The following is an 18,966-nucleotide window of genomic DNA, read 5'->3' on the forward strand; positions in this document are numbered from 1 at the left end:
GCCGCGCGATTTCTGTCAGCCGCCGTGGCCCGTGCGCGGTCGTGTACCCCCTCGCAATAGCGGTGATCGCGAGGGGGTTTTGCTTAGCTCTCTACCTCGAACGTCAGCCCCGCATTGGCTGTGAGCCGGTCGATGATCGCACCACCAAAGGCAGGGGCCGCCGTCAGCACGCCGCCGGGGGTGTCGGCGGCTTCCTCGATCAGACAAAGCGCCGCTTCGGTCAGCATTTTGGAGGTGGAGCCATAGCCCGGATCGCGGTCGCCTTTGACGCCAACGGTCAGCCGCTCTTTGTCAGCGGAGGTGCCGGTGAACATCAGGTCATAGCTGCCGTTGTCGCGTTCTTCTTTCGACGGGCCTTCGCCGGGTTTGATATCATCGTCGCTCATAGGGTTGGACTTGGCGATGCTCTTGGCGATCGCCTCGCCTTTTTCGCCCTTGCCGGTGAACATCATTTCTTCATAGGTGAAATCCGTGCCGTAGGGGTGGCCCATCAGCATATTGGACCGGTGCACGTTCTTGGTATTGATCGACGCCATCACGAAAGGGGCGACCCAGATGCCGAAATCGGGGTCTTCGTAGGGCTTGTTGCCGTAAGGCTGTGTCGGCCCCTCAAACCCCGGTGTCAGCGCGAAGGACGAGACCAGACGCTTCATCACATCGGGATCCCCCATGGCCAGCTTCATCGTCTCTTTACCCGACGCCGCCGTCCCGCCAGAAAACGTACCCTTCATTCCGCGCACGCGTCCTTTGACGTCTTTCAGCGGCGCGCCAAAGCGTTTTTGTGCCTCTTGCTGCAGGAAATAGACGCCCATATCGAAGGGGATGCTGTCAAAGCCGCAGGAGTGTACGATCCGGGCCCCGCTGGCCTTGGCGGCATCGTTGTACTTTTCGATCATGTCCCACATGAAGGGCGGCTCGCCCGACAGGTCGACGTAATCGGTGCCTGCCTTGACACAGGCTGCGACCAGCGGCTCGCCATACAGCAAATAGGGGCCGACCGTGGTGATGATCACCCGCGCCCGCGCGACCATCGCGTCAAGCGAGGCCGGGTCAGAGGCATCGGCCTCGATCAGGGGGGTGTCGGCGGGCAGGCCCATCTCGTCGCGCACCTGCGCCAGCTTGGACGCGCTGCGCCCTGCCATCGCCCAGGGTCGGTCCGGATAGGTCGCGTGGATGTATTCCGCGACCAGCCGCCCCGTAAACCCAGTCGCGCCGTAGATGATGATATCGAATTCAGCCATGTGCCGTTCCTCCCCGATTGGTTGCATGTCCTTGCGCCAACTATGGGACAGCGCAGACGGTATTGACCATTGCCGAGTTTCAGAACGCTGCGTCGGGGGGCAAAAGAAACGGGCCGCAGCAGATGCTACGGCCCGTCTCGAATTCAGGTAAGATGCGTCCGGATCACTCCGCCGGGAGCTTCCATGCTTCGCGGTCGATATCCAGATCGGCATAATCGTCCGGGTTCAGCACGGGGCGTTCGACGCCTGCCTTCAGCTGACGACGGAAGTCGCGCAGCAGGCGCATGGCCACGGGGAAGAGCATCATGATCGCCAGCAAGTTGACCAGCGCCAGGATACCCATCATCGGATCCGAGAAGAAGAACACCGCAGTCGCCGCGGGTGCTGTCGCACCCAGGAAGACAATCGCGATGATCGCGATCCGCAGACCCAGAATGCCCAAGGGGCTCTTGGTCAGTACCGTCATCGCGTTTTCACCCAGATAGTAGTTGTAGATGATCGACGAGAACGAGAAGAGCAGGATCGCGCCGCTCAGGAAATACTGCACCCATGTGCCAAGATGCGACACCATGCTTTGCTGAGTCAGCGCCACGCCGTCGATGCCTTCGGCACCGGGGACATAGACATCGCCCAGCAGGATCACGAAAGCCGTGCACGAGCAGATGATGATCGTGTCGATAAAGACCGAAAACGACTGCGTGATGCCCTGGCTGATGGGGTGACGCACCTCGGCGGTGGCCGCGACGTTCGGGGCAGAACCCAGACCCGCCTCGTTCGAGAACAGACCGCGCCGCAGGCCTTGCGCAACCGCAGCACCCATACCGCCACCAACGGCTTCTTGCAGGCCGAAGGCATTGGTCACGATGTCATAGATCACGCCGGGCAGGCTGGTAATGTTGAGCAGGATCACGATCAGCGCCATTGCCAGATAGCCGATGGCCATGATCGGCACGACAACGTCCGACACTTTGGCAATGCGGTGGATGCCGCCAAAGATGATAAAGCCCGAGATGACCGCCAGCGCGATACCGGTCCACAGACGGTCAATGCCAAAGCTGTCCTGCATCGACCCCGCAACCGTATTGCCCTGGAACGCGTTGAAGCCCAGACCGAAGGCCGCAATCAGGCAGATCGCGTAGATCACTGCCAGCCAGCGGTATTCCTTGCCCAACCCGTGGATGATGGCCGCTGCAGGGCCGCCGCGGTAGCTGTGCTCTCCGACTTTGCGCTTGAAGAGCTGTGCCAGCGAACATTCGACAAGGCTGGTGGCCATACCGACCAACGCGATGGCCCACATCCAGAAGACCGCACCCGGGCCGCCAAGGGTGATCGCAACCGCGACGCCCGCGATGTTGCCGCCACCGACACGTCCACCGACCGACACCAGCAAGGCTTCGCGCGCTGAAATCTGGTTGGAATCATCCGCGTTGTTCTTGTTCGACAGCACGCGGAACATGCGGCCAAAGTATTCGATCTGCACAAAACCGGTGGCAATGGTGATGAAGATACCGAAAATGACGAGGATCGGGATCAGCGACCATCCCCAGGTGAAGTCTCCGATCCAGCCGAAGAGCGTTTGTAGAAATTCCATATACATGTCCCTTTGTTTTGCCGCGTTTTACGGTGTTCTTGGCCAAAGCGTAAAGCCGAATGACGCAGCGCGAAGCACGCAGCCCCTGTGCGACGTCTAGTGCGTTGATCCTTATACAGGTTATTTCGCAATTCAACTCTAGCGGGTTGGCCCTTCGCGCGTTAATCGGCCATTTCTCCGCATTGATCCGCAGCCAGATAGGCGTGTTGCGCGTCAAACTCCGCAAAGCAGCTTAGCGCGAGGTGGATTTTGACGAAGGCCGCCTCGGCTGTCATCTGGCCGCCGTCGACCACCCCGCTGTCGCGCAGCGCCTTGCCCGCGGCGTAGGTGCCGATCTGCATGCCGCCCTCGGCGCATTGGCTGACGGCCACCACGGGAACGCCCTTGCCTTGCGCCTTGCCCAAGGCGGCACGCAGGGCGGGGCTGTCGGGGACCGTGCCCGCGCCAAAGCAGCGCAGAACGATCCCGTCGCAGGTGGTCGCCGCATGATCCAGCAGGGCGGCGCTGAAACCGGGGGTGACGGTCAGAAGGGCAACATCGTGGGGGCGCAGGGGGCTGAGCTGCGGGTCGGGGGCGGTGACACGCGGTTCCCTGTCGGTTGGCGCGGCGGTGAAGGCGTCCAGCGCTTGCGAATGGGCCTTGCGCACCCGCCCGCCATGCAGCCGTTTGCCGCCAAATTGCACCCAGACCCCCGCCGGTGCGGTACGCGCTGCGGCAAGCGCATCGATCAGATTGGCCGTGCCGTCCGTGTCAGCCACAGTCAGCGGTCGCATCGCGCCGGTCACGATCACAGGCTGCGCCAGACCGGGCAGCGCAAGGCACAGGGCGGCGGCGGTATAGGCCAGCGTATCCGTCCCGTGGGTCACGACGAAGCCGTCAAAGCGGCCCCGATGCTGATGGATGGTCTGCGCGATGCGCGCCCAATCCTGCGCCGTGGCGAGCGCGGAATCGATCAGCGGATCAAGGCGCAGCACGTCGACCTCTCCGGTGATCTTGCCGCTGGCCACCAGCGCTGCGACCGCATCTTCGACCACCCCGTCGCGAGGGGCGAAACCGTCGGGGGTCTGGGCCATGCCGATCGTGCCGCCCGTGTGGATCAAGAGTGTCGCCATGCTGCGCCCTTTGTGTTGATTGCCGCCCAATATGCCCCGTCCGGAGCCCTGCAAAAACTGCCGCAGGCGGACCAGAAGCGCCCGTCGCTGTCAAGCCTGCTGACCGTCGGCGCATGGGGCCAAAGCCGCCATGACGTGACATCCGGCTTGACGGGCAGGGTGCGGCGGCGCGTATATACGCCCGATACGACCGGAAGGCCCCCTGATGCGCACACCGACACGCCGCCACTTTATCGCTCTTGCCAGTGCCGGTGCCGTCGCCGGATGTGGCGGGCAGGGCGGGTTCTCTGTCGTTGATCCGGACCACGCCAGCGCAGGTGTAGGGGAGGATGTGGGCGCAGGCGTGCAACAGCTGCTCGTTGCGACCACACGCACCGCCGATCCTGCGCCGATCGCCTATGGGGCGGGGCGGGCCAAAACGCTGGATTTCGCGCGGCTTGCCATCTCGATCCCGCCGAACCACGCGGTCGGGCAGATCGAACGCAGCCGCGGATCGCGGGCCGACCCCGCCCGCCATTTCGCCCTCACCGGGGCAGAGACCTTGCCGGATCTGGAGGCGCTGGTCACCGCCGCCCGCGCCGCGTCGACACCGGGGCAAGAGGCGGTGGTCTTTGTGCATGGCTATAACAACGGCTTTGCCAAAGCCGCATACCGTCATGCGCAGGTGGCGTGGGACTATGAACTCAAGGGGCCGCAGATCCACTTTTCGTGGTCCTCAGCAGCGAACCCGTTCGAATATACCTATGACCGCGACAGCGTGCTGATCGCCCGCGATGCGCTGGCGACTTTGCTGCGGCGCCTGCTGCGCGAGGACGGGGTGCGCGTGTCGCTGGTGGGGCATTCGATGGGCGGGCTGCTGATTATGGAGACGTTGCGCCAGATCGCGCTGAGCGGGGACCGCACCCTGCTGGATCGTTTGTCTGCGACGACGCTGATCTCGCCCGATATCGATATGGATCTGTTCCACGCGCAGGCCCATGCGTTTGGCCATTTGCCACAGCCCTTTACCGTGGCGATTGCGCAGAACGACCGGCTGCTGCGCCTGTCGTCGGGCTTGTCAGGGGGGGCTGCGCGTCTGGGATCGGTAGAGGATCTGGACCAGCTTGAAGGGCTTGGCGTCTTCGTGGTGGATATGACGGGCATCGCCGACACGGGCAGCAATCACTTCCTGCCGGGCACCTCGGCCTCTGCCATTGCGCTGATAAAGGGGTTGCGAGATGCCGATGCGCTGGCTCCGCAATCCCTGTCGGTCGGACCGGTGAGCATCAAGCTCGGCGGGTAGTCCCGTCGCCGTCCAGGCCCGCCACTGAAATTGCTGCCCGAAGCGCTGTGCTAAAGCGCGCCATCATCCTGCCATCCTCTGCCAAGCTGCGGCGCAGGGATCGGGGCAGTTCCAACTGCACGCCCGCGCCGCTGCGGGTGCGGTTGCAGATGTTGCCGGGGTGCACGCCGGGCAGCGCCGTATTCAGCGCGGCCCCGAACCCCGCCGCGCGCAATGCGTCGCCAACAGCATCCCGCAGGGTTTCGTCGCGCCCACCCAGCCAGACCGTGTCGGTGCCATCATCCTTGCGCCCGTGAATAGCAACCGACGTGTCCGCCCCTGCCACCAGCGCCAGCGCCCGAGGTTCATCGAACCGATGCGAGGTGATGTGGAAATCACCATGCGCCCCGGCGTGCAGCGCCTCGAACAGATAGAACGACAGATCATCCCCGGCGACAGCCCGCGCGATGCTTGCCGTTTCGGGCTCAATGCTCCCTCCGTGGGGCGCGAGGACCACAACGCGCGTGCCGCGATCCTGCACGGTGATACGGTAGTCCCTGTCCTGCTCATGCGCCGCGGCGAGCGTGGCGAAATCGGGGTAGCGGTCGGCCATAGTCTATACGTCCAGCTTGGTGATCGTCTTGCTGATCTTGCCGCCGCCGCGACGCAGACTCACCATCTCTCCGAAGCGGATGTGCAGCCAGTCTGACCCATCCTCGGTCAACGGCTCCGACGCGAAAATGGCCGAGGTCGCTTCCCCTTCGGGGCTGGCATCGACCTTGTAGCTGTCGGCGTAGTCCTCGAAATTCTCGCCCATCAACAGGTACATCGGTTCAAGCAGCATCGACAGGGCGTAGTCATCGGTGCCGGGGCCGGCTTTGCGCAGCTCTTTCCAGTCGCCTTCGGGCGCGGTTTCGCCCTTGTGCCCGGCCCCATAGTTCACGCCGATGATCCGATCGGTGGACACCAGCGCGATCTTCAACTTGGTCAGGGCGATCAGGTCCAGCTTGCGCATCGCCTGCAATACGGCATCAAGCAGCTTCTCGAACGCCGACTGCACGTCGTCATCGCTATCGCCTTCCAGCAGGGACAGCAGCAGCACGTAGAAGAATTCCGTGTCCGTCGTGCCTTTCATCTGCCGCAGGAAATCGTCTTTGCACAGGGGCAGCAATTCGCGCTGCAGCAGCCGCCAATGGGGCAGGGCTCCGTTTTGCGCGATGATCCACGGGGTGCCCTTGAACGAGAACGGGTGGCAGTTCTCGTCCGCCAGCACATTGCGGGCGTCATAGGCCGCGGCGCGGACATGGGCGAGCATGGTGCTTGCCTGTAGGCTGGGGATGATGCCGGGGGCGTTGTCATCGTGGAACGCGGCCATGGGGCGGTGATACAGCAGCGGTTCCTCGGGCTTCAGCAGATGCGCGCTCCATAATCCGAAGCCCCATCCGGCCAGCTGCAGGTTCGGGTGCAGCTCGGGGTCAAGGCTTTGGTTGATCAGACTGTTTTCCGGCTTGATCAGCAGGCTTTCAAGCGGGATTTCAGGCCCGATATAGGCGAGAACGCGGCACATAGCTTTCCTATCACATCAAGGGTCGATCACGGGCACCACCAAGCGGCGGCATCTCGTATCATTCTGTCAGCTCAGGTAGGGCGGCGCGGGTCAAAGGCCAGATCAGCGGATCAGAGGGGGCGGACACCTGCGCATGTGGCAGGGGCGTCCGGCATATGCAGACGGTCGCGGGTCAGCGTGTTGCGCTCACAGCGGGATAGGTGTTGTTTTGCGGCATCCGTATCGCCACTGAACCGCTGCAAGGCGCGCTGCCACGCCCGCAGGGCAGAGCGTGCGGACCAAGGCAATGCCGCTTGGGCCAGCCAGCCGCGCAGTTCCGGCGGCAAGCGGTCATAGGCGGCCATCGGGTCTTGTGTGCGACGGCGTGCGGCAAGGCTGCTGCGGCAGTTGGGCTGGCGGAGGGTGGTTTTCGGCATGGTACTTTTGTCGCTGGAAGCAAGGGGTGCGCCGCCACCGTCAAGGCAGGCAGCGGCGCAGGATGTCAGTGCGCCTGCATCTCGGCAGAGATGTCAGCGGGGCTGAGGGCCGCGGGGTAATATGTCGGCCAGTTGGTGACCTCTTTCAGCAGGGCCGCGCGATCATCCCCCCAATATAGGTGATAGTGATCTGCCTTGGCGGGCGCGATCTTGTGGTCGCTGAACTGGAAGAACATCGGGGCCTCGGCGTCGCCGCTGACCTTTTCAAAGATATAGCGCACACCGCGATTACCCTTTTCATAGGTCAACACCTCGAAGCCATCGCTTTCATACCGCCCCTGCACCGATGTCTCGCCCGTGTAGAAGGTTGCGGTATCGCCCGAGAATACGATCCGGTCGACATCGGTGGCATAGCCGGTGGCGTAATAGGCTTTGTATTCCGCGGCGGTTTTGTCACCCTTGGCCTCCTTATGCGCCATCACCGCGTCCAGATCACCGCTTTGCAACAGCGGGTAGACGGACTGCCAGTCGCCCTCCCAATCGGCCAGCGGGCGCGGTTTGATCTGCGCATCGTCGAAATAGCCTTTGTAGATGTCGTCGTCGCCGTGGTCGTGTTTGTGGTCATGGTCGTGGCTGTGATCATGGGCTTCGTGGTCATGCGCCTTGTCTTTGGCGTGATCCGCAAGGGCGGGCAGGGCTGTGGCGGCAAGAGAGGTCGCGGCCAGAGCGGAAAGAAATGCGGTGTGGATGCGGGTCATCATGGGCTCCATTCAGGTCGGTAGGGAAATGATTCGTTATGTTATAACGTAACCATTTCCCTAAAGGCAATCTGCGCGGAAAACAATGATCAGAATTCTTGATTAAATCAGTCAAGGCAGTAAGGTCGGGACACGATTGCCGGTAGGGAACTTGAAAAAGGACCGCGCAGTCGCTCTGGGAGGAGAACAAAATGAAGACTAATAATAGTATTAATCGACGTTCGTTTTTGACCAAATCGGCCGTCGCTGGTGGGGCTGCGGCTGGCAGCATGCTGGCGGCTCCGGCGGTTCTGGCGCAAGCGCCATTGGTTATCAAAATGCAAACGTCATGGAATGACGCCAACATCTGGCAGGACTTCGCACGCGACTATGCCACCCGCGTCGAAGAAATGTCGGGCGGGCGCGTCAAGGTCGATGTGCTGCCTGCGGGCGCGGTTGTTGCGGCGTTCCAGGTGCTGGACGCTGTGAATGACGGCTTGATCGATGCCGCGCATTCGGTGCCTGTCTATTGGTACGGCAAAAACAAGGCCGCGTCGCTGTTCGGCACAGGTCCGGTTTTCGGCGGCTCGGCAACGACCATGCTGTCGTGGTTCTACGAAGGCGGCGGCCAAGAGCTGTATAACGAGCTGACACAGGACATCATGGGCCTCGACGTGGTTGGCTATATGGGTTTCCCGATGTTTGCGCAGCCCTTTGGCTGGTTCAAGGAAGAGGTAAATTCGGTCGAGGATCTTCAAGGGTTCAAATATCGCACCGTGGGTCTGGCGGCCGATCTGATGGCCAAGCTGGGCATGTCCGTCGCTCAGTTGCCGGGCGGCGAAATCGTGCCCGCGATGGAGCGTGGCGTGATCGACGCCTTTGAATTCAACAACCCCTCGTCGGACAAGGACTTTGGCGCGCAGGACGTGGCAAAGAACTACTATCTGTCGTCCTATCACCAAGCGTCCGAAAGCTTTGAGTTCCTGTTCTCGCGGACCTTCCTTGAAGATCTGGACCCGGATCTGCAGGCGATCCTGAAATATGCTGTCGAAGCGGCCTCTACCGCGAACACAGCCAAGGCGATGAACCGCTATTCTGCGGATCTTCAGTTCTTGCAGGATGAAGCAGGGGTCACCGTGCGCCGCACCTCGAAAGAGATTCTAGACGCACAGCTGAAGGCATGGGACGAACTGATCCCCGAGCTGGAAGCCGATCCGTTCATGAAAAAGACCCTCGACAGCCAGCGCGAGTGGGTCAGCCGTGTGTCGTATTACGAGCTGATGAACTCGCCCGACTACGGTCTGGCCTACGAGCATTACTTCCCTGGCAAGATCAAGCTCTGATCCCGCTGACAGGTAATGTACATAACCCCGGCACCTTTGTGTGCCGGGGTTTCAGACGAGGCATGGGGACATCATGATTTCATTTATACGGTTCGCCGACAGCCTGTCGGCATGGTTTGGCAAGTCATTCGCGTGGCTTATCCTGCTGATGTCCATCGGCACGGGCTACGAGGTTTTCGTACGCTATGTGCTCAATAGCCCGACGGCCTGGGCGCTGGACGTTTCCTTTATCATGTACGGTACGCTGTTCATGATGGGCGGGGCCTATACGCTGTCGCGTGGCGGGCATGTGCGGGGCGATTTCCTGTACCGGCTGCTGCAACCCAAGACCCAAGGCAAGATCGATATCGTCCTGTATATCGTCTTCTTTTTCCCCGGTGTGCTGGCCCTGATCCTGTCCGGCTGGAAATACGCCGCGCGGTCCTGGCAATACGGAGAGGTCTCCGTCAACAGTCCCGCGGGTGTGCCGATCTACCAGTTCAAAGCGGTGATCGTGGCGGCGGGCATATTGCTGTTTATCCAGGGGATCGCGCAGGTATGCCGCTGCATCATCGCGATCCGGGACAATTACTGGCTTGAAGCGGACGAAGACGTTTTCGAGACCGAAGACCTTCTGATCCAGCAGGCCAACATGGCCGAGAAAGACCATATCACATGACTGATCCGCAAATCGCCCTGATGATGCTTGGGCTGTTCATCATCTTTGTCTTCCTGGGCTTCCCGATCGCCTTTACCCTGATGGCCATGGGCATCGGCTTTGGCTACTACGCCTATTTCGATGCGCGCCGCATGTGGCGCGGTTTTGACCGGCTGGATGAAACCGCCGGACAATGGGAACAATGGTCGAGTTGGATAGAGGGATTCTATAACAACCGAATATTTGACCTCTTCGTGAACCAGACCTTTACCGTGATGTCGAACGAGGTGCTGACGGCTGTGCCCTTGTTCCTGTTCATGGGCTATATCGTCGAACGCTCCAACATCGTGGACCGTTTGTTCACCACGCTGAACATCGCGTCCAAGAATGTCCCCGGATCGATGGGGGTGGCGGCGCTGATCACCTGCGCGCTGTTTGCGACGGCGACAGGGATCGTGGGCGCGGTTGTGACCTTGATGGGCCTGCTGGCGCTGCCGGCGATGTTGAAAGCGCGCTATGACCCGTCCTTTGCGGCGGGCATCATCTGTGCGGGCGGCACCCTGGGCATCCTGATCCCACCGTCGATCATGCTGATCGTCTATGCGGCGGCGACCAACGTGTCGATCGTGCGTCTCTATGCGGCGGCGCTGCTGCCGGGGCTGACGCTGGTGGGGCTGTATCTGGTCTATATCGTCGGGCGGTCTTTGCTGCAGCCATCGTCGGCACCAAAGCCTACGGCGGATGAGGTGCCGGATATGCCGATGGGCAAGCTGGTGATGATGATCATCACCTCTTTCGTGCCGCTGGCTTTCCTGATCTTTGCTGTGCTCGGGTCGATCCTTTTCGGTCTCGCCACCCCGACAGAGGCGGCGTCCATCGGTGCATTGGGCGGTATCTTCCTCGCCTTTATCTACCGCGCGATGACATGGCAGCGTTTGCGTGAAAGCGTCTATCTTACCGTGCGCACAACGGCGATGGTCTGCTGGCTGTTCGTCGGCTCCTACACCTTCTCTGCCGTGTTCTCCTACCTCGGGGGGGAGCATGTGATCTCGGAGTTCGTGCAATCCATGAACCTGTCGCCGATCCAGTTCCTGATCATGGCGCAGCTCATCATCTTCCTGCTGGGCTGGCCGCTGGAATGGTCCGAGATCATCATCATCTTCGTGCCGATCTTCCTGCCGCTGCTCGCGGTTTTCGAGATTGATCCGCTGTTCTTCGGTATCCTCGTGGCGCTGAACCTGCAGACCAGTTTCCTGACCCCGCCGATGGCGATGTCGGCCTATTACCTCAAAGGCATCGCGCCGCCGTCGCTCCTGTTGACGCAGATCTTCAAGGGGGTCATGCCGTTCCTTTTCTGCGTGATCCTGTCGATGGTGCTGATGTATGTCTTCCCGCAGATCGTCTTCTATTTGCCGGAGCTGTTCTATGGACGGTAATGGGATGACAGGTCACGGGGTGGACGGCACCCCCAGCGTGACGCTGCTGCGCGACAGGCTGGCGTCCGGTGCGCTGGATGCGCTGGCGCTGGTCGACAGCTATATCAAGCGGATCGAGGCGCGCGAGCCGCAGGTCGGTGCATGGGCGTGGTTCGATCCCGAATTCGCGCGCGCACAGGCCCGCACGCTGGATGCGCATCGCCGGGCAGGGCGTCCCTTGGGGCGGCTCCACGGGTTGCCGGTCGCGCTGAAGGACGTGATCGACACCCAACGCATCCCCACGGAAAACGGCTGCGTTCAGGATGCGGGGCGCGTGCCCCTGCGCGACGCTTTTGTGGTAGAGCGGCTGCGCAAGGAAGGGGCGATCCTGATGGGCAAGACGGTCACGACCGAGCTTGCCTTCATGCAGCCCGGCAAGACCGCGAACCCGCATAATCTGGCGCATACGCCCGGCGGATCGTCGCAAGGCTCTGCCGCGGCGGTGGCGGACGGAATGGTCCCGCTTGCCATCGGCACCCAGACCGGCGGTTCGGTGATCCGTCCGGCGTCCTTCTGCGGGGTGACCGGATATAAACCCACCTTCGGCGCGATTCCGCGGCGGGGGGTTCTGACGCAATCGCCCTCGCTTGATACGATCGGGGTCTTTGCCAGCGATCCCGCAGGGGCAGCACTGCTTGCCGAGGTGCTTTTCGGGCAGGATGACGAAGACAGCGCGACCACGCTTTGCGCCGCACCCGCCTTACATGCGGCGGCGACCTCGGCCCCGCCGCTGCCGCCCGTGTTCGGCTTTATCCGCCCGCCGGGATGGGAGGATGCGGAGCCGCAACTGCATGACGCCTTTGCCGAGCTGCTGGACGCGCTTGGCGATCAGGCGTTCGAGCTTCCGTTGCCAGCGGTGTTCGACACGGCAGCAGACCAGCGCAAGCTGATCAATCTGGCCGAGATGTCCTATCACTACTACCCCTATTGGCACCGGGGCGCGGACAAGCTGGGGCCGATCACCCGCGACGCGATAGAGCAAGGCAACGCCGTGCCCGCCCGCGACTACCTGTCGGCCCGCGACATGCCCAAGGTGCTGAACGCCGCGCTGGACGAGATGTTCACCCGCTGCGATGTGATCCTGTGCCCCTCGGCCCCCGGTCCGGCACCCAAAGGGTTGGAAACCACGGGCGATCCGGTGTTCAACGGGCTGTGGACCTTCTGCGGCACGCCCTGCATCAACCTGCCGCTTTTCACCTCGACCGAAGGGCTGCCCATGGGCGTCCAACTGGTCGGCGCTCGCCACAATGACGCGCGGTTGCTGCGCACGGCACAATGGCTGAACGACTGGGCCGCCGGTGCCTCTGCATAAAGGATATCTGATATGAACCGACTTCTCGCATTTGTGGCGTTTGCGACCATCACCACCTTTCTGCTGATCCTGGCGGTCAAGGTGCCCAGCCCCGATCTGGTGATCATCGTGGCGATCACGCTGGCGTTCATCGCCTTTGATCTGTTCACCTCCAGTCGCAACAAGAAAGACTAGCCGATGTCCAAGCCCGTGATCTGGATCACCCGCACCCTGTCGAATGCCACGCTGGAACGCGCCCGCCGCGACTACGAGGTGATCTGGGATGCCGCCGACACCCCCGGCAGCGCAGAGGATATCATCAGGATGAGCGCATCCGTCGACGGGATCATCCCATGCCACTCCGAACATTTCAGCGCAGATGTCGTGACGCAGCTCGACCCGCGGCTGAAAATCGTCGCGAACCATTCGGTCGGGGTGGACCATTGCGATCTGGACGCGCTGCGCGGCAAGGGGATCGTCGTGACCAATACGCCCGATGTGCTGTCGGATGCCACGGCAGAGCTGGCGATGATGCTGATGCTGGGGGCTGCGCGCAATGCGGTCGCGGGGGACCGGACTGTGCGGTCCGGCACATGGGATTTCTGGTCGCCGGCCTTTCTGGTGGGCAAACAGATGACCGGTGCGCGGCTGGGGATCGTGGGGATGGGCGGTGTGGGCCGTGCCTTTGCCCGCAAGGCGCGCGGCTTTGATATGGAGATCCACTATCACAACCGCAGCCGTCTTTCGCCCGAGGATGAAGCCGGCGCGATCTATCACGAGACATTGGAAAGCCTGCTGGCCGTGTCCGACTTCCTGTCGCTCCATTGCCCCGCAACGCCCGAGACGGTCGGGCTCATGAACGCCGACCGTTTGGCGCAGCTGCCCAAAGGGGCGGTTCTGGTCAACACGGCCCGCGGCAATCTGATCGACGAGGCCGCTTTGGTCGACGCTCTGGATGCGGGGCATATCGGGGCGGCGGGGCTGGATTGCTTTGTCACCGAACCGGGGGGCAATCCGGCCTTCGCGTCTTATGACAACGTGATGATGATGCCCCATGTGGGCAGCGCCACGGTGCAGACACGCGATGCGATGGGGTTCAAGGCGCTGGATAATCTTGACGCGTTCTTCCGTGGAGAGTCCCCGCCGAACGCGCTGTAGTCTAGAAACGGTCCGAAGAACTCAATGCGGACCTACGCTGAAAAAAATCGTATACGATTTACATGATCGTATTTATTTGTCATGGTGTGTTTCGAAAGGGGCGCATCATGACACTTCGGCAATCGAAATCGGACATTCTATTTGACCGGCTTCGCCATGATATCCTGTCACTGGATCTGCCACCGGGCATGGCGCTGCGCCTACCGGCCCTGTCGGAACGCTATGGCATCGGCCTGACGCCGCTGCGCGAATGTCTGAACCGGCTGGCGGCTGAACAGCTTGTCGTGCCCGAGCATAACAAGGGCTTTTGCGTCACCCCGCTGACCCGTGCCGATCTTCTGGACCTGGAACGCAGCCGCGATGCCATCGAAGGCGCGATGCTGGCCCATTCCGTCAGCCACGCCGATGACGCGTGGGAGGCAGGGGTGATCGGCGCCTATCACCACCTGTCGCAAACGCCCGTGCCTTCGGTGATCCATAATGACGAGGCACTGGCCCAATGGACGCGGCGGCATCTGGCCTTTCATCAGGCATTGGTGGCGGGGGCGCGGTCAGAATGGATGGCGCGGTTTGCGGGGCAGTTGCAGGACCAGTTGGGGCGCTACCACCGTTTTATTCAGGCAGGCCTGCGCGATCTGACCCAAAGCGCGCCCCCGCTGGCGGCCAAAGCGGCAGAGGTATTCTCTGCCGGTATGGCGCTAGAGCCGCATCGCGCGCTCTATCAGGCAGCAGTTGATCATGATCCGGCGGCGGCACTTGCGGCCTTTCGCCATCACACCGGCCTGAGCATCGCCGCCTTCGAGGAGCTTTCGACGCTGATGCCGGCGCATTCACCCTTTGCAAGAACCCTCGGCCCCCAATCGGAGCACCCCGCATGACCGGCTACAACCCCGCTGACGAAGGGGCGCAAATGTCCTTTGCCAAGGATATGTCCTATACCGACTACCTGTCGCTCGACCCGATCCTCGGGGCGCAGAATTGCAAATCCGACGCCCATGACGAGATGCTGTTCATCATCCAGCATCAGACCTCAGAGCTATGGATGCGCCTGTGCCTGCACGAGCTGTCGTCGGCGCGCACCCATCTCGCGGCGGGTGATTTCGCGCCTGCGATGAAGATGTTGACCCGTGTGGCGCGCATTTTTGAACAGCTCAACAGCGCGTGGGATGTGCTGCGCACCATGACCCCCAGTGAATACAGCGATTTTCGCGACGACCTCGGCGCGTCCTCGGGGTTTCAGTCGCATCAATACCGGCTGATCGAGTTCATCCTCGGCAACCGCAACCGCGCGATGATGAAAGTGCATGAACATCGCCCCGAACTGCACCGCATGCTGACGCAGGAACTGGGGACAAAATCCCTGTACCATGTGACGCTTGATCTGCTGGCAGAGGCAACGGGGCAAAGTTTTGACCCGCAAGCCTATGCGATGGACACGCCTCATGCGGCGGATGACGCGGTGATGCAGGCATGGGTGCGCGTCTACCAAGACCCGCGCGCCCATTGGCAACTGTATGAACTGGCCGAAAAGCTCGTCGATCTCGAAGATTATTTCCGCCGCTGGCGTTTCAACCATGTGACCACGGTGGAACGCATCATCGGCTTCAAACGCGGCACGGGCGGCACGTCGGGGGTGAAATACCTGCGCCGGATGCTCGAGGTCGAACTTTTTCCCGAACTCTGGAACGTACGAGGTGCCCTGTGACCCGATTGCCGATGAAAGACCGCTTTTCCCTGCCCGAGGGCATGATCTACCTTGATGGAAACTCGCTTGGGCCTCTGCCTGTGGGGACGGCCGAAAGGGTGCAGGATGTGGTGCAGGCGCAATGGGGTGCGCATCTGATCAAGGGCTGGAACCTTGACGGCTGGATGGCGCAGCCCGCACGGGTCGGCAACCGCATTGCCCGCCTGATCGGCGCGCCCGAGGGGTCGGTCACCATGGGCGACACGCTGTCGGTGAAAGTGTTTCAGGCCCTGTCTGCCGCTCTCAAGATGCGCCCCGACCGGCGGGTGATCCTGTCGGACAGCGGCAACTTCCCGTCGGACCTGTATATGGCCGAGGGGCTGATCCAGCAGTTGGGGCAAGGCTACGAGCTGCGCATCGTCGCCCCCGAGGATGTCGCCAGCGCCATGACCGATGACGTGGCTGTCGCGATGATCACCCAAGTCGACTACCGCACGGGCCGCATGCATGACATGGCGCAAGTGACCGCGGCGGCCCATGCGGCAGGGGCGGTGATGCTGTGGGATCTGGCCCATAGCGCAGGCGCGGTGCCCGTCGATGTGGCGGCCTGCGACGCGGAATTCGCCGTCGGCTGCACCTATAAATACCTCAACGGCGGGCCGGGGGCCCCTGCGTTCATCTATGCGCGCCCTGATATCGTCGCGGACGTCCAGCCCGCTTTGGCCGGATGGCTGGGGCATGATGCGCCCTTTGCCTTCGAGACCGGATACCGCCCCGCTGCGGGCATCGAACGCATGCGCGTCGGCACGCCCCCTGTGATCCAGATGACCGCGCTGGAACATGCGCTTGGGCTTTGGGACGCGGTGGATATGGCCGAGCTGCGTGCAAAGTCTGTCGCGTTAAGCGAGCTGTTCATCGCGCTGGTCGAAGAAAAATGCCCCGAGCTTGTGCTCGCCAGCCCACGGGATGCAAACCAGCGCGGCAGTCAGGTGTCTTTCGCGTCAAAGAATGGGTATGCGGTGATGCAGGCGTTGATCGCACGGGACGTGATCGGCGATTTCCGCGCGCCTGACATCATGCGCTTTGGCTTCACGCCCTTGTACATCGACGAAGGTGACGTACGTGGCGCGGTCGACATCCTTGCCGACATCCTTGCGACCCGCAGTTGGGACCGGCCCGAATATCACCAGAAGCGCAACGTGACCTGAAGGGCCAAGCGACATCGGGACGCAGCGCAATGGCGGTGCGTCTTGGTGATGGTGGTCCGCGCGAATGAACGCTATGATCGCGCCATGCTTGATCTTCAGTCGCGCCCGAAATGCAGTGAATGCCCAATCCGCCACCGCGCCGTTTGTGCGCGGTGCGATGATGATGAACTGCTGATGCTGGAGCAGATCAAGACCTATCGGTCGTTCAAGGCGGGTGATCCGATGCTTTGGCGTGGCGACGGGCTGACCTATGTCGCGTCGGTCGTGTCGGGCGTCGCGAGCCTTGGCAAAACGATGGAGGACGGGCGCACCCAGATGGTGGGGCTGCTTTTCCCGTCGGATTTCATCGGCCGTCCGGGCCGCGCGGCGATTGATTTTGACGTGGTCGCCGTTACCGATGTGACGCTGTGCTGCTTCCAGCGCAAACCCTTCGAGGCGCTGATCGAGACCACGCCGCATATCGCCCAAAGGCTGATGGAGATGGCCCTCGATGAACTGGACGCGGCGCGTGACTGGATGCTCTTGCTCGGGCGCAAAACCGCGCGCGAAAAGATCGCGACCTTCATTGAAATGCTGGCGCGGCGGCAGCAATTGGCCAATGCGGATACCCCTGGGCAAGAGCTGGTCTTGCCTCTCACACGGCACGAGATCGCCAACTATCTGGGGCTCACGCTTGAAACGGTCAGCCGCCAGCTTGGCGCGATGAAGAAAGAGGGTATCCTGAGCTTCGTCGACCGTCGCCGTTTCCGCGTGGCCGATGTGGACGCGCTGCACGCGGCCTCGGGCGATGATTGCGACTAGGGAAATATTCCCTTTGATTTGATCTGTATCAATGCCGCAGGGCACCCCAAGGCGTTCCTTGTCTGCACCTTCATAGGAGAGTGCAGCATGTACAAGAATATCCTGATCCCCGTTGTTTTCGAGACCCCCGAGATCACCCAGACCGCTTTTGATGCGGCGCAGGCGCTGGCGGCACCGGACGCCAGATTGACCCTGCTGCACGTGATAGAGGCAGTGCCGGTCTATGTCGCCGAATACATCCCCACCGACATCGTGACCTCCACGCGCGAGGCGGTACAGGCGCGGCTGGATGCGCTGGCGCTCAGCGTGCCGGGGGCCGCGACAGCGATTGCGGACGGGCGCGCCGGGCCACGGGCGACACGCTGGGCCGAGGAAAACGGGACCGACTGTATCGTGATCGCGTCGCATCAGCCCGCGTTGTCTGACATCCTGCTGGGGTCGGTCGCGCAATATGTGGTGCGTCACGCCAAATGCGCGGTGCATGTGGTCAGATAGGTCGGGGCACCGCCAACGCGCTATTGCAGCCCGAGTATGCCGTCGGCGGTGGCGGCAACGCGGGCGAATGCGGCGCGGTCTTTACGTGCGATCAGCCAGAGGTCGTGAAACCGCCGTTGGGGCAGGGTATGCACCGCCAGTGCGTCGCGGTGCGCAAACCCCTCCACCCCTGATCGCGGCAGGATGGTATACCCCAGTCCTTGGGCCACGGGCAGGGGGATTTGCCCGATCTGGTTGATAAAACTGCGCAGCCGCAAATGCTCTGCCCCGCGGTAGTCATCAAAGTTGCGCCCGAGAAGATCATCGGCATAGGCATTGCCATCGGGATGCGCGATGAACCCCAAGTCATCAAGCTTCTGCAGCGTCAGATCCGCCGCGTTAAAGGTGGCGGGCAGCACGAGGCAAAGTTCCTCTTGCGACAGGGGCGTGGCCTGAACGCGGGGCATATCGGGCACCGCGGTCACCACGCCCAGATCAAGCGTCCCTGCCAGTATATCCGCCAGTATACGCGCCTGCGGGGCGGCGCTGAGATGCATCCTGAGCTTCGGGGCCTGCTGCATCCGCGCGATCAGATGCGGATACAGCCGTAACGCAAAGCTGCCCGAACAACCGATCCGGACCGTGCCGGATAAAGGATCATCGCGCTGCATCCTTTCGCGCAAGGCGCGCTCCTCTGTCCGGCGGGCACGGCCGATCGACAGCAGCTCTTCTCCGGCGGGGGTGAGGGTGAACGACTTTCCCTCGCGCAGGATCAACGGCTGGCCGACCTGTTGTTCCAGCTTGCGGATATGCTGCGATACCCCCGGCTGGGTCATCGCCAACCGGTCTGCGGTGCGGGTGAAATGCCCGATGTCACACAGGGTCGTGAAGGTTTCGAGCCAGGAGGCGTTTAACACGCGGACCATTCCATAAAGTTATCAATTTAATTCCATATGATAATTTTATGTTT

At 62.0% G+C, this 18,966-nt stretch carries 20 protein-coding genes; 12 read left to right on the forward strand and 8 right to left on the reverse strand.

Annotated elements, in window-relative coordinates; genetic code table 11:
- Positions 1-83: 83 nt before the first annotated feature.
- The 3 genes from B4F27_RS08140 to B4F27_RS08150 form a co-directional block, all read right to left on the reverse strand.
- On the reverse strand, positions 84-1,241 hold the full coding sequence (locus tag B4F27_RS08140) for a saccharopine dehydrogenase family protein (protein ID WP_286759387.1): 1,158 nt from the start codon (positions 1,239-1,241) through the stop codon (positions 84-86).
- A 163-nt stretch (positions 1,242-1,404) separates the two neighbouring features.
- On the reverse strand, positions 1,405-2,832 hold the full coding sequence (locus tag B4F27_RS08145) for an alanine/glycine:cation symporter family protein (RefSeq protein ID WP_197145935.1): 1,428 nt from the start codon (positions 2,830-2,832) through the stop codon (positions 1,405-1,407).
- 161 nt (positions 2,833-2,993) lie between these two features.
- The gene (locus B4F27_RS08150; protein ID WP_286759388.1) at positions 2,994-3,944 is read right to left on the reverse strand and encodes an asparaginase; all 951 of its coding nucleotides are present in this window, start codon (positions 3,942-3,944) and stop codon (positions 2,994-2,996) included.
- Between the two features lie 205 nt (positions 3,945-4,149).
- On the opposite strand from B4F27_RS08150, the gene B4F27_RS08155 reads away from it, so the two are divergent.
- A complete protein-coding gene (locus B4F27_RS08155) occupies positions 4,150-5,226 on the forward strand; it encodes an alpha/beta hydrolase (RefSeq protein WP_286759389.1) in 1,077 nt (358 codons plus the stop codon).
- Here the strand turns inward: B4F27_RS08155 and B4F27_RS08160 are convergent.
- The 4 genes from B4F27_RS08160 to B4F27_RS08175 form a co-directional block, all read right to left on the reverse strand.
- On the reverse strand, positions 5,210-5,818 hold the full coding sequence (locus tag B4F27_RS08160) for a poly-gamma-glutamate hydrolase family protein (protein WP_286759390.1): 609 nt from the start codon (positions 5,816-5,818) through the stop codon (positions 5,210-5,212). The genes B4F27_RS08155 and B4F27_RS08160 overlap by 17 nt on opposite strands.
- Positions 5,819-5,821: 3 nt before the next feature.
- A complete protein-coding gene (locus tag B4F27_RS08165) occupies positions 5,822-6,772 on the reverse strand; it encodes a class II glutamine amidotransferase (RefSeq protein WP_286759391.1) in 951 nt (316 codons plus the stop codon).
- Positions 6,773-6,882: 110 nt separating this feature from the next.
- Positions 6,883-7,188, reverse strand: a complete 306-nt coding sequence (locus B4F27_RS08170) for a DUF6525 family protein (protein ID WP_243251513.1) — start codon at positions 7,186-7,188, stop codon at positions 6,883-6,885.
- Between the two features lie 65 nt (positions 7,189-7,253).
- Positions 7,254-7,946: a ZinT family metal-binding protein gene (locus tag B4F27_RS08175; RefSeq protein ID WP_286759601.1), complete on the reverse strand. Its 693-nt coding sequence runs from the start codon at positions 7,944-7,946 to the stop codon at positions 7,254-7,256.
- Positions 7,947-8,137: 191 nt separating this feature from the next.
- Between B4F27_RS08175 and B4F27_RS08180 the strand changes: the two genes are divergently transcribed.
- The 11 genes from B4F27_RS08180 to B4F27_RS08230 all read left to right on the forward strand — a co-directional run bounded on the left by B4F27_RS08180 (position 8,138) and on the right by B4F27_RS08230 (position 18,017).
- Complete coding sequence (locus tag B4F27_RS08180) at positions 8,138-9,268, forward strand: TRAP transporter substrate-binding protein (RefSeq protein WP_037943698.1); 1,131 nt, start codon at positions 8,138-8,140, stop codon at positions 9,266-9,268.
- 73 nt (positions 9,269-9,341) lie between these two features.
- Positions 9,342-9,926 carry a TRAP transporter small permease subunit gene (locus tag B4F27_RS08185; RefSeq protein ID WP_074635426.1) on the forward strand — a complete coding sequence of 195 codons (585 nt, stop codon included), beginning with the start codon at positions 9,342-9,344 and terminating at the stop codon, positions 9,924-9,926.
- Complete coding sequence (locus B4F27_RS08190) at positions 9,923-11,341, forward strand: TRAP transporter large permease (protein WP_074635428.1); 1,419 nt, start codon at positions 9,923-9,925, stop codon at positions 11,339-11,341. Before B4F27_RS08185 ends, B4F27_RS08190 begins: the two co-directional genes overlap by 4 nt.
- Positions 11,342-11,345: 4 nt before the next feature.
- Entirely contained in the window at positions 11,346-12,692 is a 1,347-nt protein-coding gene (locus B4F27_RS08195; protein ID WP_286759602.1) for an amidase, read from the forward strand.
- Positions 12,693-12,704: 12 nt separating this feature from the next.
- On the forward strand, positions 12,705-12,866 hold the full coding sequence (locus tag B4F27_RS08200) for a hypothetical protein (RefSeq protein ID WP_200867175.1): 162 nt from the start codon (positions 12,705-12,707) through the stop codon (positions 12,864-12,866).
- 3 nt (positions 12,867-12,869) lie between these two features.
- Positions 12,870-13,829 carry a 2-hydroxyacid dehydrogenase gene (locus B4F27_RS08205; RefSeq protein ID WP_286759392.1) on the forward strand — a complete coding sequence of 320 codons (960 nt, stop codon included), beginning with the start codon at positions 12,870-12,872 and terminating at the stop codon, positions 13,827-13,829.
- Between the two features lie 107 nt (positions 13,830-13,936).
- On the forward strand, positions 13,937-14,707 hold the full coding sequence (locus B4F27_RS08210) for a GntR family transcriptional regulator (RefSeq protein WP_286759393.1): 771 nt from the start codon (positions 13,937-13,939) through the stop codon (positions 14,705-14,707).
- Positions 14,704-15,534, forward strand: a complete 831-nt coding sequence (locus tag B4F27_RS08215; RefSeq protein ID WP_286759394.1) for a tryptophan 2,3-dioxygenase — start codon at positions 14,704-14,706, stop codon at positions 15,532-15,534. Before B4F27_RS08210 ends, B4F27_RS08215 begins: the two co-directional genes overlap by 4 nt.
- Before the next feature lie 11 nt (positions 15,535-15,545).
- Positions 15,546-16,721, forward strand: coding sequence for a kynureninase (gene kynU / locus B4F27_RS08220; protein WP_286759603.1), 1,176 nt, complete (start codon positions 15,546-15,548; stop codon positions 16,719-16,721).
- Positions 16,722-16,769: 48 nt separating this feature from the next.
- Positions 16,770-17,522, forward strand: coding sequence for a transcriptional regulator FnrL (gene fnrL, locus B4F27_RS08225; protein WP_286759604.1), 753 nt, complete (start codon positions 16,770-16,772; stop codon positions 17,520-17,522).
- Between the two features lie 87 nt (positions 17,523-17,609).
- Positions 17,610-18,017 (forward strand): universal stress protein, encoded by a 408-nt coding sequence (locus B4F27_RS08230; RefSeq protein WP_037963283.1) that lies wholly within the window; start codon positions 17,610-17,612, stop codon positions 18,015-18,017.
- 20 nt (positions 18,018-18,037) lie between these two features.
- Here the strand turns inward: B4F27_RS08230 and B4F27_RS08235 are convergent, their stop codons facing one another.
- The gene (locus tag B4F27_RS08235) at positions 18,038-18,922 is read right to left on the reverse strand and encodes a LysR family transcriptional regulator (RefSeq protein ID WP_286759395.1); all 885 of its coding nucleotides are present in this window, start codon (positions 18,920-18,922) and stop codon (positions 18,038-18,040) included.
- Positions 18,923-18,966: the final 44 nt, after the last annotated feature.

It is taken from the genome of Sulfitobacter sp. UBA1132 (assembly GCF_002311545.1).
In the GTDB taxonomy this organism is placed as follows: Bacteria; Pseudomonadota; Alphaproteobacteria; order Rhodobacterales; family Rhodobacteraceae; genus Sulfitobacter; species Sulfitobacter pontiacus.

Coding starts and splice junctions, on each gene's coding strand:
- B4F27_RS08140 (WP_286759387.1), bottom strand. CDS start 1,241: ATGGCTGAATTCGATATCATCATCTACGGCGCGACTGGGTTTACGGGG.
- B4F27_RS08145 (WP_197145935.1), bottom strand. CDS start 2,832: ATGGAATTTCTACAAACGCTCTTCGGCTGGATCGGAGACTTCACCTGG.
- B4F27_RS08150 (WP_286759388.1), bottom strand. CDS start 3,944: ATGGCGACACTCTTGATCCACACGGGCGGCACGATCGGCATGGCCCAG.
- B4F27_RS08155 (WP_286759389.1), top strand. CDS start 4,150: ATGCGCACACCGACACGCCGCCACTTTATCGCTCTTGCCAGTGCCGGT.
- B4F27_RS08160 (WP_286759390.1), bottom strand. CDS start 5,818: ATGGCCGACCGCTACCCCGATTTCGCCACGCTCGCCGCGGCGCATGAG.
- B4F27_RS08165 (WP_286759391.1), bottom strand. CDS start 6,772: ATGTGCCGCGTTCTCGCCTATATCGGGCCTGAAATCCCGCTTGAAAGC.
- B4F27_RS08170 (WP_243251513.1), bottom strand. CDS start 7,188: ATGCCGAAAACCACCCTCCGCCAGCCCAACTGCCGCAGCAGCCTTGCC.
- B4F27_RS08175 (WP_286759601.1), bottom strand. CDS start 7,946: ATGACCCGCATCCACACCGCATTTCTTTCCGCTCTGGCCGCGACCTCT.
- B4F27_RS08180 (WP_037943698.1), top strand. CDS start 8,138: ATGAAGACTAATAATAGTATTAATCGACGTTCGTTTTTGACCAAATCG.
- B4F27_RS08185 (WP_074635426.1), top strand. CDS start 9,342: ATGATTTCATTTATACGGTTCGCCGACAGCCTGTCGGCATGGTTTGGC.
- B4F27_RS08190 (WP_074635428.1), top strand. CDS start 9,923: ATGACTGATCCGCAAATCGCCCTGATGATGCTTGGGCTGTTCATCATC.
- B4F27_RS08195 (WP_286759602.1), top strand. CDS start 11,346: ATGACAGGTCACGGGGTGGACGGCACCCCCAGCGTGACGCTGCTGCGC.
- B4F27_RS08200 (WP_200867175.1), top strand. CDS start 12,705: ATGAACCGACTTCTCGCATTTGTGGCGTTTGCGACCATCACCACCTTT.
- B4F27_RS08205 (WP_286759392.1), top strand. CDS start 12,870: ATGTCCAAGCCCGTGATCTGGATCACCCGCACCCTGTCGAATGCCACG.
- B4F27_RS08210 (WP_286759393.1), top strand. CDS start 13,937: ATGACACTTCGGCAATCGAAATCGGACATTCTATTTGACCGGCTTCGC.
- B4F27_RS08215 (WP_286759394.1), top strand. CDS start 14,704: ATGACCGGCTACAACCCCGCTGACGAAGGGGCGCAAATGTCCTTTGCC.
- kynU (WP_286759603.1), top strand. CDS start 15,546: ATGAAAGACCGCTTTTCCCTGCCCGAGGGCATGATCTACCTTGATGGA.
- fnrL (WP_286759604.1), top strand. CDS start 16,770: ATGGTGGTCCGCGCGAATGAACGCTATGATCGCGCCATGCTTGATCTT.
- B4F27_RS08230 (WP_037963283.1), top strand. CDS start 17,610: ATGTACAAGAATATCCTGATCCCCGTTGTTTTCGAGACCCCCGAGATC.
- B4F27_RS08235 (WP_286759395.1), bottom strand. CDS start 18,922: ATGGTCCGCGTGTTAAACGCCTCCTGGCTCGAAACCTTCACGACCCTG.